Here is a 15892-nt window from a genome sequence, read left to right as displayed (position 1 = left end):
ACATTATGCTCGATTTCAAAGAACTTGAAGCCTTTGTTTGGGCCGTCAAATTGGGGTCCTTTCGCAAGGCGGCCGTACGCCTGCATTTGACCCAGCCATCAGTCTCAGAACGCATTTCGCGCTTAGAAGCGACGGTAGGCGAACTGCTGCTGGAGCGCTCGGCCCGCCCGGTGCAACCCACGATGCGTGGGCGTGAGTTTTTCTTGCATGCTGAACGTATGCTCAGCCAGCGTGATGAAGCCATGAAACTCTTCGACAGCGAAGAGGACTACTCGGCCCCCCTTCGACTCGGCACTATCGAAACCATTGCCCACAGCTGGTTCCCTGAGTTCATGCGCCAGCTTACCGAACGTTATCCGCGTTTAACCATCGAGCTTACGGTGGATTACTCACCAGCGCTCAACGAGCGGCTGATGGGTAATGAGCTGGATATCTTACTGGCCATGAATGGCTACCTACCGCCTAAGCAGATCGAATATGAAGCGTTAAGCCCGTATGAAATGGGCATGTTCGTATCTCCCCAGCATACAGGGATGCTCAATGAAAGCGACGAAGCCTGGTGTAAGAAGCTGCCGTTTATTTCGTTTGGCAAACTGGCCCGCCCTTATGAAGAGCTGGTTCAGTACCTGGCCGAGCAGGGCGTTACCAGCCCGCGTATCCATAGCGTTAGCACCCTGATGACGATTGTGCGCATGACGATGGAAGGTTTGGGTATCGGTGCGCTGCCGGTTGCCACGGTGCTTGATGAATGGCGGCGTGGCGAGCTCTTTCGCTTGGCATTACCGGTACCGCTACCGGCGATGAACTATGATGTGATATGGCGTCACGCCAATCATCCCCGCTTTTGTAGAGGCGTTGGCCGTTTAGCCCAAAAAACGGCCTGTGCCTACGCGCAGGAACGCCGTGTCGAGATGACCAATGCGTTATTTCCAGGGCACTGGGTCCAGCCAAGTGCTCTCGTTACCAACCCCAACGCAACACCTCCACTAATATGAATAAGAGGACTTACCCCATGCGTATGCGCATTGCGACCCCCCTACTGTTTGCCACAGCCTATGGCCTGGCAGCGACAGCCTCTGCCCAAGCAGCTGAATGGAATATGGCGACACCTTACGGTGACGCTAGCTTCCACACCAAAAATACCAAGCAGTTTGCTGAAGATGTTGCTGAAGCGACTGATGGTGAACTGACCATCACCGTGCATAGCGGTGGCTCGCTCGTCTCCCACGGCGAAATCAAACCGTCGGTACGCCGCGGCACGATTGATGCTGGTGAAGTGTTCATGTCGGTGCTATCCAACGATGACCCGATTTTTGAAGTGGATACGCTGCCCGGCGTGGCCGGTAGCTACGATGATGCGTACGCGTTATGGCAAGCCACCAAGCCCATGATTACTGAACTATTTGCCGATGAAGGCTTGATTCCGCTTTACGCCGTCGCGTGGCCGGCGCAGGGGATTTATACCGCCAATGAGCTGACAGATCCTGCGCAGTTTGAAGGTTTACGGGTGCGAGCCCCGAATATCAATACCCAGCGGTTTGTGGATAACCTCGGCGGTAGCCCCACCGAAACTGAAGAGTCGGACATCCCCACCGCGTTCAGTACCGGCCGTGTAGACGCCATGATTACTTCAAGCTCTACCGGTAACTCCATGACGGCATGGGACTACGTGTCCTATTACACCGATGCCAACTTATGGCTTCCGAAAAACATCGTGTTTATCAGCCAGCGCAGTTTTGACCGCCTGGATGAGGCGACTCAGGAGGCCTTGATGGAAGCGGCTGAACGCGCTGAAGAGCGTGGCTGGCAGATGAGCCGTGACGATAACGACGCGAGCCTCGCCGCGCTTGAAGAAAACGGCATCACTGTATCGACTCCGAATGAAGAGGTCGCCGCGGCCCTTCAGGAAGCGGGCGATAAGCTCTTTCAGGACTGGCTAAGCCGTGCTGATGACGAAGCGGAAGCTGCCTTGGAAGGTTACCGGGAGCAGCAAGGCAACTAAACGGCATAAGACCTTTCTGGAGGCGGCACTGGCCGCCTATTTTCACCCACGCGCTCGGTGAGATAACGAACATGACGTTTAAATTCGACAGACTCTACCGTTTAGGTGCTTGGGGTGCCGCGGTGTGTATGATCGCGATTTGTGCACTCATTGCACTGCAGGTGGCTTTTCGTGCCATCGATGCGCTGTTGATACTGGTGGGGCTCAACCGCCTGGGCATCAGTATCACAGGTGTTTCCGAGATGGCGGCCTATTTACTGGTGGGCGCCACCTTCCTTGGCTTGGCGTATACCTTCGTGCATCACGCCCATATTCGCGTGACGCTGTTGATTTCACGACTACCTTCGGCCATTCGAGTGTGGTTTGAAGTGGTCGGCCTGCTGATTGCTTTAGCGATTAGCTTGATACTCGGTTATGGCCTGATTGGGTTGGCAAGAGAAAGCCTTCAATACAACGATGTGTCATCGGGGTTTTTATCCATACCGCTGTGGATACCCCAAAGCGTCCTGGTCATCAGCGTAGGGCTACTCAGCCTTGCCTTGATTGAGGCGCTGATTATCGCACTGCGGATAGCAAAGCGTGACCCGTCCAGTTTTCGCGAAGCGACATCCACTGATGACAGCGAAATGCACTAACTCTCTGCCAGCGCTGCTTGGCCTCGTTATGTTGGAGAAGACCTCGTGTTAACACTCAGTTTGGCAACGATTTTTACATTATTGCTTTTGCTGGGCGGGGGCGTATGGATCGCTTTTGCCCTAATCGGTACCGCGTGGGTGGTATTGGCATTCTTTAGCCCGTTTGACCCAGGGCCGATTCTTGCCTCTGATTTTTGGGGAGCGAGCTATGGATGGGATTTAACGGCGCTGCCGATGTTTATCTGGATGGGCGAGATCCTGTTCCGCTCTGGGCTTGCGGACAATATGTTTCGCGGTCTTTCGCCCTGGCTCAACCGCCTACCTGGGCGTTTGCTGCATACCAATATTATCGGCAGCGGTATGTTTGCAGCGGTGTGTGGTTCATCAGCCGCTACCTGCGCCACCGTGGGTAAAATGACCCTGCCGGAGCTTGAACGCCGCGGCTATGACAGCAATATGGCTATCGGTACGTTGGCTAGTGCCTCAACGCTAGGTTTGTTAATTCCACCCTCCATCATGCTGATTGTTTACGGTGTGGTGACCGAGCAATCCATTTCACGGCTATTCATGGCAGGCGTCGGCCCAGGCCTAATGATTCTGGCGATGTTTATGGTCTACCTCATACTTTGGGCACTTATTAAAGGTAATCGGGAAGGCCTTACCGGCGAAGATGAGTCAGACATGAGCTTCGCTGAGAAGCTACGTAATACCTGGGCATTAATGCCAATTCTGCTGTTGATTGGCGGTATCATCACCTCGATCTACGGCGGGCTGGCGTCACCTACGGAAGCCGCAGCGGTAGGGGTGGTACTATCCATGGCCATTGCCCGCTGGAACGGCCACTTCACCATTCAGATATTTAAAAGCTCGCTATTCGCGGCCATTCGTACGGCGTGCATGATCGCGTTTATTATTGCCGGCGCCTCGTTTCTTACCTCGGCGATGGGCTTTACCCAAGTCCCCATGCAGTTGGCGCGCGCGATTAGCGAGATGGGGTTATCACCCACCATGCTGCTTATTGCTCTGACAGCACTCTTGCTGATCATGGGCTGCTTTTTAGACGGTATCTCGCTGATTCTACTGGTAACCGCGATTATCATGCCGGTGGTCAGCGCTGCTGGGTTCGACCTTATCTGGTTTGGTATTTATCTGGTGGTCGTGGTGGAAATGTCGCAAATCACCCCGCCGGTAGGCTTTAACCTGTTTGTCATTCAGGGGCTGACCGGCAAGGATATTTTAACTATCACCCGCGCGACGCTGCCTTTCTTCCTACTGATGCTGCTGGCGATTGCCTTGATGCATGTTTTCCCCGCGATAGCGCTTTATCTGCCTTATGCGATGAATAGTTAACCTGACAGGCTGCGATCGCGCGGCCTGTTTTTAGCGTTAACCTGCGCACTGCTTAATCCGTTTTTTTATTCCTGCGTGTTAACCCTGAGTGGCGAATGGCTACGGCCGCATCGCGCAGACTCTGCTCTTTCTTTTGTAAGGCATCAGGATAACGTAGCGAGGTCAAAGCCTGTTTCTGGTTATCCAGCTGAGTGCCCAGTGCCAAGGTGTGTTGAAAGAGTAGCTGCTGAGCTTCCGCCAACAGGGCCGTGCTATCGACCTCTATGGGCGCGTTCATGTTCATCACATTGGCAATCAGGTTAGTCTGATGTTGAACATTATAAAGCACTTCGTCTAGCTGCAGCGTGTCGGCATAGCTAACGGTCTTGAGTTGATATAACAAAGCTGCCAGTTGAGATGCTGGGTTATTGGATAGCAAGGCATCGGCAATGGGCCCTGACAAGCGAAGGCAGAGGAGTGCTTTATCACTGACTAAAAAGCTTTCATGGCTTTGGCGTATAGCCATCGCCGCGTGATTGGACATTCCCCATTTAGAGGCTAGCCAAGCGCCAACCAGTGTATGGTCGCAGCCAAAGCAGCATTGCTCTGCTTGCGTTATTTCAGCATGTGATAAGGAAGTATCGGTATAGAGTTTGTCGGCTTCTTCAGGGTAGGCTGCCTGTAACGCTAATATGCCAATATCTTGTAGTAGCGCCTGTGTAAATACGCTGCCACTTTCGTCAGGGCATAGCTGCTCAGCCAAATAGCGGGCTACCAGGGCAGCAGTGATGGTGCGTTGCCAAGCCTGATGACGATTAGGCGCTTCTTGAAACAAACTAAACCCTAATATAACGGGCAGCGTTGCGTTTATTCCAAGACGCTGCATGGCTTCAATACAGGTTTGAACAGGTGGCGCTGAGCGCGTGTAATAGGCGCTATTCGCGAGCGCAATGAGGCGCAGTGTTAACGCCGGATCGTGTTCAATCGCTTTGGCGTAATCGCTCAAGGTTGAACTTGATGAACGGGCTATATCAAGCACTTTAAGCGCTACAGACGGTAGCGTTGGTAGGCTCTTGCACTGTAAAAGTGATTGGCTCAAAAACGCTGGCAGTTCATCAGTCAGTGTTATGTAGAGCGTATCGACTGATACTAAAGGGCCCGTCATGGGATAATCTCCTTGTGTGTTGTCAGCGTAGCGGGCAGCGGCTGTCAGTACTTTCGTCAATCATATACCCCGTAGGCGTCGACGTCTTCCATGCTGATGCAATGAACAGCGCTTGTACAGCGGGTGAGTAACAACGAATGGCTTGCGGTTGTCATCTTTTTGCCATGATTCGTGGCATATCCTGCGCGCCGTCAATCCGCGACGATAGGAGTGCTTTATGCGGCTGGCCTTGTTTGACCTTGATGATACTCTCTTGGATGGAGATTGCAGCGACCGTTGGAATTTATGGATGTTCGAGCAGGGTTGGATCAGCGGTGCCGAAGCCTTTCTCGCCCGAGCTGAGCAGATGCAGCAGGCTTATCATGCGGGTCAATTAAAGTTGGAAGAGTATCTGGCGATGACGCTGGCGCCGCTTAAGAACAGGCTCGTTACTGAGGTAGAAAAAGAGGTAGAGCGTTTTGTTGCGACGCATATCCAGCCGCGTATATTCGCTCAAGCCTTGGCCTGCCTGGCTGATCATCGTCAGGCGGGCGATACATTAGTGTTGATTTCTGCCTCGTCGCGCCACTTGGTCGCGCCTATTGCCAAGATGCTGGGAATTGCCCACGTGCTGGCGGTGGATCTTAGTATTGATAAAGAGGCAGAAGAAGCGCGTTATACCGGTGAGAGTGAGGGCATTTTCTCTTACCGCGGCGGTAAAGTGCTGCGCTTACAGCAGTAGCTAATGGAGCATCAGATTACCCCCAGCCACACCATGTTCTACTCGGACTCCCGCAACGATTTACCGCTTCTGCAATATGTCGATTGCCCCGTGGTGGTTAATCCCGACCCTGTACTGGCTGAGGTCGCGAGTCTTGAAGGGTGGCAGAGGCTGGACTGGCGAACCTGGCCGCTACCAGGTTTTCAGTTGTAAAGACACCCTACGCATACATTGTATTGGGAGGCGTTCATCTCTTAAGGCGCCAACGCCTGCCAAATTAAATTAATGCCCACCAGAAACATGGCCAGTATTACCAGGCGATAAAACAACTGCTCATTAACCCGGCTCTGTAGCCAAAGGCCGCTGCGCACGCCTACCCAAGCGATCGGCACCAAGAGTAGCGATGCCCAGGCGCTGGTCATATTGATTTCGCCAAGCCATAGGTACGGGCCCAGTTTAATCACGTTAACCGCAGTAAAGGTGACAACGCAGGTGGCGATAAAGGTCTCTTTGGGCAGTTTTCGTGGCAGCAGGTACAGGTTAAGTGGAGGGGCGCCTGCATGGGCAATAAAGCTTGTGAAGCCACACACGCTGGCGGCAGGCAGCGCCCAACGCGTTGAGATAGGCTTGGCGGCCAATGGCTTTAACAGCATATACGCAGCAAACACTACCGAGATACCCCCCAGCACCAGGCGAACGCCCTGTTCGCTTAGGCTGCCAAAGAGCAGCGTGCCCACCGCAACACCGACGAAGAGCCCAGGCAGAAATCGCCATACTTCGCCCATGTCATGCTTGCCCCACCATGCTTTCACTGCCAATACGTCCATTACCAGCAGTAGCGGCAGCAATAGGCCTGCGGCCTGCGTGGGGCTAATCACCAGTGCCATCAGCGGCACCGAAAGCGTGCCAAAACCACCAGCAAAGCCGCCTTTTGAGACGCCCGTCAGATACACCGAAAATCCGATCAATAGCCAAGCGATAATGGAGTAATCCGGCAGCATGGCAATCCCTTAAAAGTCTGAAGTCGAACGCTTAACGCGAAAACCCCGCGCAGGCGGGGCATGGAAGGATAGCATTTGGTGAACGTTGCCAGGCACAGAGCAGGCCGATTTAGCGGTTAATCAACCACTCATGGTCGGGGTCATTGTGAAATTGCCAGGCGCGTTTAGGCCCTGCCATCACGTTCAAATAGTAGAGCGAGTAGCCATGAGGTGCGCCCACTGGATGATAGCCTTTGGGTACCAGCACACAGCAGCCGTTTTCCACGGCCATGGTTTCATCAAGCGAGCGGTCGTCGGTATACACACGCTGAAAGGCAAAGCCCTGGGAGGGATTGATGCGGTGATAGTAAGTCTCTTCCAATAATGACTCGTGAGGCAAGTTATCTACATCGTGTTTGTGTGGCGGATAGCTCGACCAGTTACCCTCAGGCGTAAACACCTCCACCACCAGTAGGCTATCGGCGGGTTCGTTTTCCGGCAGAATATCATGCACATGACGAACGTTACTGCCCTGCCCACGGGTGCTTTTTTTAATGTTATCCGGAGCGATCAAGTGCGGTGCATGGTTGCCCAGCCCGGGGGCAGCACATACCGCAAGCTCCAGGTCGGTAGTGGCTTCTACCTGATAGCTTGCGCCATTGGGCAAATAAACGGCGTAGGGTGGAATCTGTTCAAAGATATCCATCCGCTCGCCGATATCTTCAAAGTAGTGCTCGCCGCTGACGACATTGGCACGTCCGGTTAGCAGTACCAGGCAGACCTCCTGGTCACCCGTGCTGGCTTCAATTCGTGCACCCTTGGCAAGCGTGTGGACCCGAAAGCCAACGTGTTCCCAGCCCGCTGAGGCGGGAGTCACGTTGATGATAGTGCCCTGCTCATCAGGGGCGGTGGGACGTACCAGTAGTGAAGCCATATATCGCTCCTTCTAAAAGCTAGCGCTTTGAGCGCTGCTAGACGTTTTGAGTAGGTAAGAGGTGAGCAAGAAAAAATTGAGCGGATGTTTAAACTGCTGCCTCCAGCAGTATTTTGCGCCCCTCTCGCAGTGAACGCTCCGCCGCATCAGCTAAACGCAGGGCTTCCAAGCCGTCCTGAGCACCTGCTAGCGGTGCGCGCTGCTCTTTCCAAGCATCCACAAAATCACCGATCTCTAACCGGTAGGCTAGCGCATAGCGCTCCAGGAAAAACCACTTAGGCTTTTCTTCCACTTGGCCAGAAGCGCCTGTAAAGCGCAGCCGTGTGTCGCTCTCGTTTTGCGCCTGCAGCATGCCTTCGCTTCCAAAGGCCTCAATACGCTGATCATAACCATAGCAGGCGCGTCGGGAGTTGCTGATTTGGCAGAGCTTTCCGCTCGCAGTGGTGAGCGTGACCATGGCAGTGTCGATATCGCCTGCTTCGCCAATGGCGGGGTCGATCAAGCAGCTGCCTACAGCAAAGATGCTTTCGATCGGCTCATCAAGGAGCCAGCGCGCCATATCCAGATCATGAATCATCATGTCGCGAAATAGCCCGCCCGAGTCACCCACGTACTCAGCAGGTGGCGGTGAAGGGTCACGGCTGATGATCGTCAAGGTTTCCAACGCGCCAATACGCCCCTGAGCAATCGCTTCTTTAAGCGCTGCAAATTGAGGGTCGTGACGGCGGTTAAAGCCGAGCGCGCAGGTAACCGGATGTTCACTAAGCACTTGTAGCGCGTCCCGAGTGCGCGCCAGGTCAAGCGCGATGGGCTTCTCGCAGAGAATCGCTTTACCTGAGCGTGCCGCCCGCTCCAGGTACTCCGCGTGCGTTGGGGTGCTTGAGGCGATCAAAACGGCATCAATGGTAGCGTCTGCAAAAATTGCATCGACATCAACGGCGAGGCTACCGTACTGCGTGGCCAGCGCTTCGGCAGCGGGCGGATGGAAATCGGCCACTGCGGCGAGGGTAATGTCGGGGTGTAAGTCGATAGCTTGGGCATGCACCTTACCGATGCGCCCAGCGCCGATGAGTGCGAGTTTCATAATCCCTCCTGTTTTATTCTTGGCATTCAGGTGTGTTGGATTGCTGGGTATGACGTGTCTTTTTCTATGTCTATGTCTTTTATATCTATATCGGTGCTGCTGTAGCGCTCTTTTCGCGTGCCTTGTCCTGGCGTACACCCAAAGAAATCGCCAAGGCTTGGGTCAAACATAGTGAGGCGGTCAAACCGCGAAAACTCTTCACTTCTGCCTCCTGCACCACAAAGACAACGTCCGCCAAACGGGCGAGTGGGCTTAAGCTTGAGTCGGTAATCACGATAATGGGCAGGTTACGCTGCTTGGCATATTCGCACGCTTGCTGGGCCTCCTCAGCATAGGGCGCAAAGCTAATCGTTAGCAGGGCGTCGTGCTGGCTCATGGCACGCAGCTGCTCCCGGTACATGCCTCCCAAGCCACCCACCAGTAAGGCGGGTTTATCCACATGGGCCAAGGCATAGGTCATATAGCTTGCAACCACAAAGCTACGCCTGGCACCCATAACGTGAATCGCATGTGCTTTTTCAAAGATATCCAGTGCTTCTTCGAGGCTTGCAGGGTCAATACGGCTCGGTAGCTGCTCCAGGACGTCGCGATTGGCATCCGAAAATTCCCATAGCAACTGTGTGCTATTCGGCGTTTCTCCCGTCGCGCTACGCACTGCACGAATACGTTCAGTGTAATTGGGTAGTTCATTCACTAAGCGGCTACGAAACAGCTGCTGCATTTCGGAAAAGCCCTTAAAACCTAAACTGTTGGCCAGGCGAATCAGCGTAGAGGGCGTGACGTCCGCCTGTTCGGCAATTTTAGCCACAGTGGCTAGCGCCACCTCTTGAGGATGATCAAGCATGAAGCGTGCAGTTTGCTGGAGTCGTTTGCTTAGCGATCCATACTCGGCAGTGAGTAGCACTTCCAGCTCACGATAACTTTGTGGTGGCTGCTGCATGAACGTTCCTCAGCGTTTAATCGTAGGCCACCGGTCAACTATGCCCAGTGGCGAGCTAAAATGCAGTCTAGTTGATTGAAATAAATATTCCATCACTACCAAAGTTTAGAATAAATAATTTGCTACTTTTTGTTTTCAGAATCTATATTTCATAGCGCCAAGGCATTTAATGCCACTTCCCAACCAACAATGATAATGCTAAGAGGAATTAATTATGGCACGTCTATCTTGTGGTGTAGCGCGATGGCTATCGGCTGCCGCCGCTGCTGGTTTGATGAGTTCTGCCGCGTATGCAGAAAGCAGTCGCTTTGTCATGGTAACGCACGGTGTCCCGTCTGATCCCTTCTGGTCCATTGTAAAAAATGGCGCGGAAGCGGCGGCTGAAACGGTGGGTGCAACGCTTGAATACCGAGCACCTTCTACGTTTGATATGGCCCAGATGCAGCAACTCGTGCAAGCGGCGATAGCCTCTGACCCAGATGGCTTGATTCTGTCTTTCACCGACGAAAATGCCTTGGGCGGCGTTGTCCAAAGCGCGGTTGATAACGGCATCCCTGTGATTACGATCAACTCGGGTGGCGACGTGGCGCGCAATTATGGCGCCCGGCTTCATGTAGGACAAAGTGAATACGAGGCGGGTAAGCAAGCGGCTGAGCGCATGCAGGAAATGGGTGTTGAAAAAGGCGTCTGCATCAACCATGAGCAGGGCAACCAGGGACTTGATCAGCGCTGTGATGGTTTTGTTGACGGTTTTAACGGTAATGCCGAGCAGCTCGCGACAACGTATGACCCTACCAGTATTCGCAATGCCATCATCGCTTACCTGAATCAGAACGAAGATGTTCGCGGTGTACTAACGCTTGGACCGCTTTCCGCCGAACCGATGATCCGCGCCATGCGTGATCAAGGGGCAACCGATATGTTCACGCTTGGCACCTTTGACCTTTCTCCCGGCATCCTGGAAGCCCTTGAAGCGGGCGAGCTGGATTTTGCGATCGACCAACAGCAATACATGCAGGGTTACTTGCCCGTCATGTTCCTTGATCAGTTCGTTAAGAACGGCCTGCTACCGGCAGGTGACGTAGCTACCGGCCCCGGTTTTGTAACCCAGGAAAACGCCGCACAGGTCGTTGAGCTGAGCAGTCAGGGTATTCGCTGAATATTACCTATTCAAAAGGCTCGACGGTGCCGAGCCTTGGGAGTCGATCGCCATGAATTCCAATGAAGTCAAACAGCCTGCTACGACAGCGGATGTTCCCCAGGACGAACGTATCCAGAGAGTCTCATTTTGGAAGAAAGCGCTAAACCGGCCGGAACTGGGAGCCTTGGCGGGAGCTGTTTTGGTTCTCTCTTTCTTTATCGTTGCCTCTAGCGGCACCGGCATGTTTACGCCTGCGGGGATCATTAATTTTCTTGAAGTAGCCGCTCAGCTCGGCATTATCGCCACCGCTGCGGCGCTACTAATGATTGGCGGCGAATTTGACTTGTCGATTGGCTCAATGATTGGGTTGGCGGGCATTCTGATCGCTATCCCCGCAGTGGAGTATGGCTGGCCGCTGTGGGCCGCTATCTTGTTGGCGTTTAGCTGTGCGGGCCTGGTCGGTTGGATTAACGGCAACCTGGTTAATCGCACTGGGCTGCCTTCCTTCATTGTAACGCTGGGGTTCCTGTTTATTTTGCGTGGCCTGGCGATCGGTGTCAGCCGTTTACTCACCGGGCGGACCCAAGTGGGCGGGGTGCATGAACATATCCCCGGCGACTGGTTTGCAGCGCTCTTTTCGGGTGAAGTCGCGACCGGACTCTTCAGTTGGATGGCCACTAATGGTTGGATAGCGACCAACTTTGCGGGCAACCCCGTGGTCTCGGGAATTCCCGTCTCAATCGTCTGGTGGCTGGGCTTAACTGCCTTGGCAACCTGGGTGCTGTTGTGTACTCCTTACGGTAACTGGATCTTCGCCAGCGGCGGTGACGCTAACGCGGCACGTAACTCGGGCGTGCCGGTGCACCGGGTTAAAATCTCGCTGTTCATGTTTACCGCCTTCTCCGCCACTATTTTTGCCTGCATCCAGGTGATGGATACCGGCTCAGCGGACACTATTCGCGGCATGTTGAAGGAGCTTGAGGCCATTATTGCCGTGGTGATTGGTGGGGCTTTGCTGACCGGTGGCTACGGCTCTGCCATTGGCGCGGCGCTGGGTGCACTGATCTTCGGCATGGTGCAGATGGGCATCTTTTACACCGGTGTTAACACCGACTGGTTCCAGGTTTTCCTTGGCGTCATGCTGCTAGTGGCTGTGCTGTTCAACAATTACATGCGCAAGAAAGCAATGGAGGCCAAGTAATATGACAACACGTACTCCAATGATCGAAATGCGCAGTGTCAGTAAGCACTTTGGCAGTGTCATCGCCTTAAGTGACATTTCCATGCAGGTGTATTCCGGTGAGGTAATGTGCCTGCTCGGAGACAACGGTGCCGGAAAATCCACGCTGATCAAAACGCTTTCCGGTGTTCATCAACCTACCCAGGGTGAAATGCTGCTGGGGGGCGAGCCGGTGCATTTTAAATCACCTGCTTATGCGCTGGATGCCGGTATTGCGACGGTTTTCCAGGATCTGGCGATGGTGCCACTGATGTCGATTACCCGTAACTTTTTTATGGGGCGTGAGCCCACCGTAGGCTGGGGACCGTTAAAGCGCATTAACTGGAAATACGCCGACCGGATCGCCAAAGAAGAGATGTCAAAGATCGGTATTGATGTACGTGACCCCAGCCAGCCTGTCGGTACCCTTTCCGGTGGCGAGCGCCAATGTGTCGCCATTGCTCGAGCGGTTTATTTTGGGGCCAAAGTGCTGATTCTGGATGAGCCCACATCAGCGCTTGGTGTCAAACAGGCCTCGGTGGTCTTGCGTTATATCGCTAAGGCACGTGCGGATGGGCTGGCGGTTATCTTTATCACTCATAACGTCCATCACGCTTACCCCGTAGCCGATGCGTTTACCTTGTTATCACGTGGCGGCAGCTTGGGATCCTATCGTAAAGAAGACGTTACCCGCGAAGAAGTGCTCAATATGATGGCCGGTGGGGCTGAACTTGAGAGCCTGGATGCTGAGCTCGCTGAGTTTCAACGCTGTGACCGCGAAAAGAAAGCCAATGGCGATGCCGCTAGCCAGCCCGGTTCCCTAGTCGGTGGAAGAAGTGCTGATGACCCCGTCAAGGAACATGTGGCAGGCGGCTACTAAGGAGCCATGATGAGCATATCCACTTCATCGTCGCCATTTACGCTGGCCGTTTGCGCTGAAATGGTCTTCTGCGATCAGCCAATGATTGAGCGCGTTAAGCGCATCGACGAGCTAGGTTTCAACGTGGAAATTTGGGACTGGACTCGGCATGACATTGAAGCGCTGGCCAATAGTGGCGCAGTGTTCTCATCCATGACCGGTTACGTCTCTGGCACTCTGGCAGATGATGCTGGCGCGGATGAGCTACTGCACACGGCGGCTGCGTCGGTCGAGATAGCCAAGCGACTTGGTATTCCACGCCTTAACCTGCACGGCACTGGATTGAATGCTGAAGGCCTTCCCGTAACACCTTGCTACCAGTTGACCGGAGCCATGTGGCTCAAAGCGCGGGAAACCTTGAACCGACTGGCGGATTTAGGTGAACAGCACGGTGTCACTTTTGTGCTGGAAAATCTCAATACCGACGTTGACCATCCCGGCGTGCCGTTTGCCCGTTTGGCGGACGTGCTGGCGCTTGTAGAAAGTGTTGATCGCCCCAGCCTGCGCATCATGTTGGACGTTTATCACGCCCAAATTGGCGAAGGTAACCTTATTGAGCTGATTCATCGCTGTGCTCCCTACATTGGAGAAGTGCAGGTAGCCGATGTGCCGGGGCGCTGTGAACCGGGAACTGGCGAGATTAACTACGCAGCCATAGCCAGCGCGCTGAACGACATAGGCTACCGCGGCACGGTGGGGCTAGAGGGCTGGGCATCGGGTGATGATGAACTTGCGCTTGAAAGATTCCGAACGGTCTTTTCACTTTAAACGCCACTGTATGCCTTCTGGATAAGTGTCTATCGGCAACTGCCCAAAGCACTTCTATAAACCCGGGACCTAGTACTTGATACTCAGTACCACCACGAGTGACGTGGGGAGACGTTTATGCTGAATAATAATGGACAACAACAGCCACTTGATCTGATTTGTTTGGGACGTGTGGCCGTTGATCTTTATGCCGAGCAAATTGGTAGCCGCTTGGAGGATGTGGCGAGTTTTGCCAAGTACCTGGGCGGGAGTTCCGGCAATGTCGCCTACGGGACTGCCCGCTTGGGGCTGAAGTCGGCCATGCTTTCACGGGTGGGCAACGAGCAAATGGGCCACTTTGTGCGTGAAGAGCTTTCGCGAGCAGGAGTGGATACTTCCGCGCTACAAACCGATCCTGAGCGCCATACGGGCTTGGTACTGCTGGCCTTGAAAGACCGTGAAAGCTTTCCGCTGCTGTTTTACCGGCGCGATTGTGCAGATATGGCTATTGATGCTGCAGCCATTGATCCTGACTTTATTGCGAGGGCCAAGGCGCTTGCGATTACCGGTACTCACCTTTCAACCGAAACCACCCGAAAAGCATGCCGAAAGGCACTGGACGCAGCGGCCCGCGCGAATGTTAAGCGTGTGCTGGATATCGACTATCGCCCCGTACTGTGGGGGCTGACCCACCCCGGCGATGGTGAAACCCGTTTTATTGCTGATGACAAAGTGACCACGGACCTGCAGCAATGGCTGGTTGATTTTGATCTGATTGTCGGCACGGAAGAGGAGTTTCACATTGCGGGCGGCAGTACGGATACCCTGGAAGCCTTACGCAACGTACGCCAGGTAAGTGCGGCCACGTTGGTGTGCAAACTGGGCCCATTAGGTTGCGTGGTATTTGAAGGGGATATTCCTCCACGTATTGAAGACGGCATTTTGATCGAAGGGGTACAGGTAGAGGTGCTCAACGTACTGGGCGCGGGCGATGCCTTTATGAGCGGCCTGCTGCGTGGCTGGCTGCGTGATGAGTCTTGGCAAACCAGTGCTCAGTACGCCAACGCGTGCGGTGCGCTGGTGGTGTCTCGCCATGGGTGCGCGCCCGCTATGCCAACCGAGGATGAACTGTTTGATTATCTGGCACGCCGTGATGATGTACCTCGGCCGGATGTAGATAAACGTTTAAATCACCTGCACCGTGTAACAACGCGTGTGCCTGCTCAATGGCCTGAAGTGCTTGGTTTGGCCTTTGATCATCGTCGCCAGCTCACTGATATGGCGCGTGATGAGCAAGCGGAGGTCACCCAATTACCCAAGCTTAAAAAACTCCTGGTAACGGCCGCCGAGGAGGGCGCAAAACGCGGTGGCCTCGCCACGCCAGCGATTCTGGTCGACGATGTACTTGGCCAGGATGCCCTCAATCAGGCAAGTGGACAGGGCTGGTGGATTGGCCGCCCCGTTGAGCTACCCGGCTCACGCCCGCTACGTTTTCAGCATGGCGATGACTTGGGCTCATGCCTGCGCCATTGGCCCCGCGAGCAGATTATCAAGTGCCTCGTTTTCTACCACCCGGACGATGCCTTACCCCTGCGCTTGGAACAGGAAGAACGCCTTCGCCAGCTTTATCAATCAGCCTGTTCACAAGGTCTGGAGCTGTTGATTGAGGTCATCCCGCCGGCCGATATGACCTGTGATGACACAACGCTGCCGCGTAGCCTGCAACGGCTTTACAACCTAGGGATTCGCCCCGACTGGTGGAAGCTACCCATGATGTCTGGCGCTGCATGGAAAGCCGTTGGCGAAATTATTAACCGTGAAGACGCTTACTGTCGTGGTGTTGTCCTGCTGGGGTTGGACGCGCCTATGGCGGAAATGAAGCAGGGTTTTATGGAAGCGGCCAGGCACCCTTGCTGCAAGGGCTTTACGGTAGGACGCACGCTGTTTGCGCATGCAAGTCGCGAATGGTTGGCAGGCCGCCTTGATAACGTCAGTTTGGTCCAGGAGGTGGCCAGCAATTATGCCGAATTGATTCACGCGTGGCGGCAGTTACGAAATAGCCAGCCGCAAACGCTGCCCTATACGGAGGAGGCATGA

General features: G+C 54.2%; 16 protein-coding genes. 11 read left to right on the top strand and 5 right to left on the bottom strand.

Going from position 1 to position 15892, the window contains the following annotated elements; translation table 11 throughout:
* The first annotated feature begins 5 nt into the window (after window positions 1-5).
* The 4 genes from ACT3TY_RS00965 to ACT3TY_RS00950 all read left to right on the top strand — a co-directional run bounded on the left by ACT3TY_RS00965 (window position 6) and on the right by ACT3TY_RS00950 (window position 3987).
* The gene (locus tag ACT3TY_RS00965) at window positions 6-995 is read left to right on the top strand and encodes a LysR family transcriptional regulator (RefSeq protein WP_444627126.1); all 990 of its coding nucleotides are present in this window, start codon (window positions 6-8) and stop codon (window positions 993-995) included.
* A 17-nt stretch (window positions 996-1012) separates the two neighbouring features.
* Window positions 1013-2002 (top strand): TRAP transporter substrate-binding protein, encoded by a 990-nt coding sequence (locus tag ACT3TY_RS00960; protein ID WP_444627125.1) that lies wholly within the window; start codon window positions 1013-1015, stop codon window positions 2000-2002.
* Window positions 2003-2073: 71 nt separating this feature from the next.
* Window positions 2074-2637, top strand: coding sequence for a TRAP transporter small permease (locus tag ACT3TY_RS00955; protein WP_087110864.1), 564 nt, complete (start codon window positions 2074-2076; stop codon window positions 2635-2637).
* Window positions 2638-2682: 45 nt separating this feature from the next.
* Window positions 2683-3987 carry a TRAP transporter large permease gene (locus ACT3TY_RS00950; RefSeq protein WP_444627124.1) on the top strand — a complete coding sequence of 435 codons (1305 nt, stop codon included), beginning with the start codon at window positions 2683-2685 and terminating at the stop codon, window positions 3985-3987.
* Window positions 3988-4039: 52 nt separating this feature from the next.
* Here the strand turns inward: ACT3TY_RS00950 and ACT3TY_RS00945 are convergent, their stop codons facing one another.
* Complete coding sequence (locus tag ACT3TY_RS00945) at window positions 4040-5131, bottom strand: HDOD domain-containing protein (protein WP_444627123.1); 1092 nt, start codon at window positions 5129-5131, stop codon at window positions 4040-4042.
* A 217-nt stretch (window positions 5132-5348) separates the two neighbouring features.
* Between ACT3TY_RS00945 and ACT3TY_RS00940 the strand changes: the two genes are divergently transcribed.
* Together ACT3TY_RS00940 and ACT3TY_RS00935 are read left to right on the top strand one after the other, a co-directional pair.
* Entirely contained in the window at window positions 5349-5852 is a 504-nt protein-coding gene (locus tag ACT3TY_RS00940) for an HAD family hydrolase (protein WP_444627122.1), read from the top strand.
* A 3-nt stretch (window positions 5853-5855) separates the two neighbouring features.
* The gene (locus tag ACT3TY_RS00935) at window positions 5856-6044 is read left to right on the top strand and encodes an HAD family hydrolase (RefSeq protein WP_444627121.1); all 189 of its coding nucleotides are present in this window, start codon (window positions 5856-5858) and stop codon (window positions 6042-6044) included.
* A gap of 41 nt (window positions 6045-6085) precedes the next feature.
* Here ACT3TY_RS00935 and ACT3TY_RS00930 read toward each other — a convergent pair whose 3' ends face one another.
* From ACT3TY_RS00930 to ACT3TY_RS00915, 4 genes are all read right to left on the bottom strand, one after another.
* Entirely contained in the window at window positions 6086-6832 is a 747-nt protein-coding gene (locus ACT3TY_RS00930) for a sulfite exporter TauE/SafE family protein (protein ID WP_444627120.1), read from the bottom strand.
* Between the two features lie 109 nt (window positions 6833-6941).
* Window positions 6942-7745: a 5-deoxy-glucuronate isomerase gene (gene iolB / locus ACT3TY_RS00925; protein WP_444627119.1), complete on the bottom strand. Its 804-nt coding sequence runs from the start codon at window positions 7743-7745 to the stop codon at window positions 6942-6944.
* 88 nt (window positions 7746-7833) lie between these two features.
* On the bottom strand, window positions 7834-8829 hold the full coding sequence (gene iolG, locus ACT3TY_RS00920; RefSeq protein WP_087110874.1) for an inositol 2-dehydrogenase: 996 nt from the start codon (window positions 8827-8829) through the stop codon (window positions 7834-7836).
* 85 nt (window positions 8830-8914) lie between these two features.
* Complete coding sequence (locus ACT3TY_RS00915; RefSeq protein WP_087110876.1) at window positions 8915-9769, bottom strand: MurR/RpiR family transcriptional regulator; 855 nt, start codon at window positions 9767-9769, stop codon at window positions 8915-8917.
* A 214-nt stretch (window positions 9770-9983) separates the two neighbouring features.
* Between ACT3TY_RS00915 and ACT3TY_RS00910 the strand changes: the two genes are divergently transcribed.
* The 5 genes from ACT3TY_RS00910 to ACT3TY_RS00890 all read left to right on the top strand — a co-directional run bounded on the left by ACT3TY_RS00910 (window position 9984) and on the right by ACT3TY_RS00890 (window position 15892).
* Complete coding sequence (locus tag ACT3TY_RS00910; RefSeq protein ID WP_444627118.1) at window positions 9984-10928, top strand: sugar ABC transporter substrate-binding protein; 945 nt, start codon at window positions 9984-9986, stop codon at window positions 10926-10928.
* Window positions 10929-10980: 52 nt separating this feature from the next.
* A complete protein-coding gene (locus ACT3TY_RS00905) occupies window positions 10981-12111 on the top strand; it encodes an ABC transporter permease (protein ID WP_444627117.1) in 1131 nt (376 codons plus the stop codon).
* Between the two features lies 1 nt (window position 12112).
* Complete coding sequence (locus tag ACT3TY_RS00900) at window positions 12113-13009, top strand: ATP-binding cassette domain-containing protein (protein WP_444627116.1); 897 nt, start codon at window positions 12113-12115, stop codon at window positions 13007-13009.
* Between the two features lie 9 nt (window positions 13010-13018).
* A complete protein-coding gene (locus ACT3TY_RS00895) occupies window positions 13019-13816 on the top strand; it encodes a TIM barrel protein (RefSeq protein ID WP_444627115.1) in 798 nt (265 codons plus the stop codon).
* 117 nt (window positions 13817-13933) lie between these two features.
* Complete coding sequence (locus tag ACT3TY_RS00890) at window positions 13934-15892, top strand: bifunctional 5-dehydro-2-deoxygluconokinase/5-dehydro-2-deoxyphosphogluconate aldolase (protein ID WP_444627114.1); 1959 nt, start codon at window positions 13934-13936, stop codon at window positions 15890-15892.

Source organism: Halomonas sp. AOP22-C1-8, from assembly GCF_052378905.1.
Classification (GTDB): domain Bacteria; phylum Pseudomonadota; class Gammaproteobacteria; order Pseudomonadales; family Halomonadaceae; genus Vreelandella; species Vreelandella citrativorans.
The sequence above is the reverse complement of the archived record's forward strand: the minus strand, read 5'-3'. Positions and strand labels throughout refer to the sequence as shown.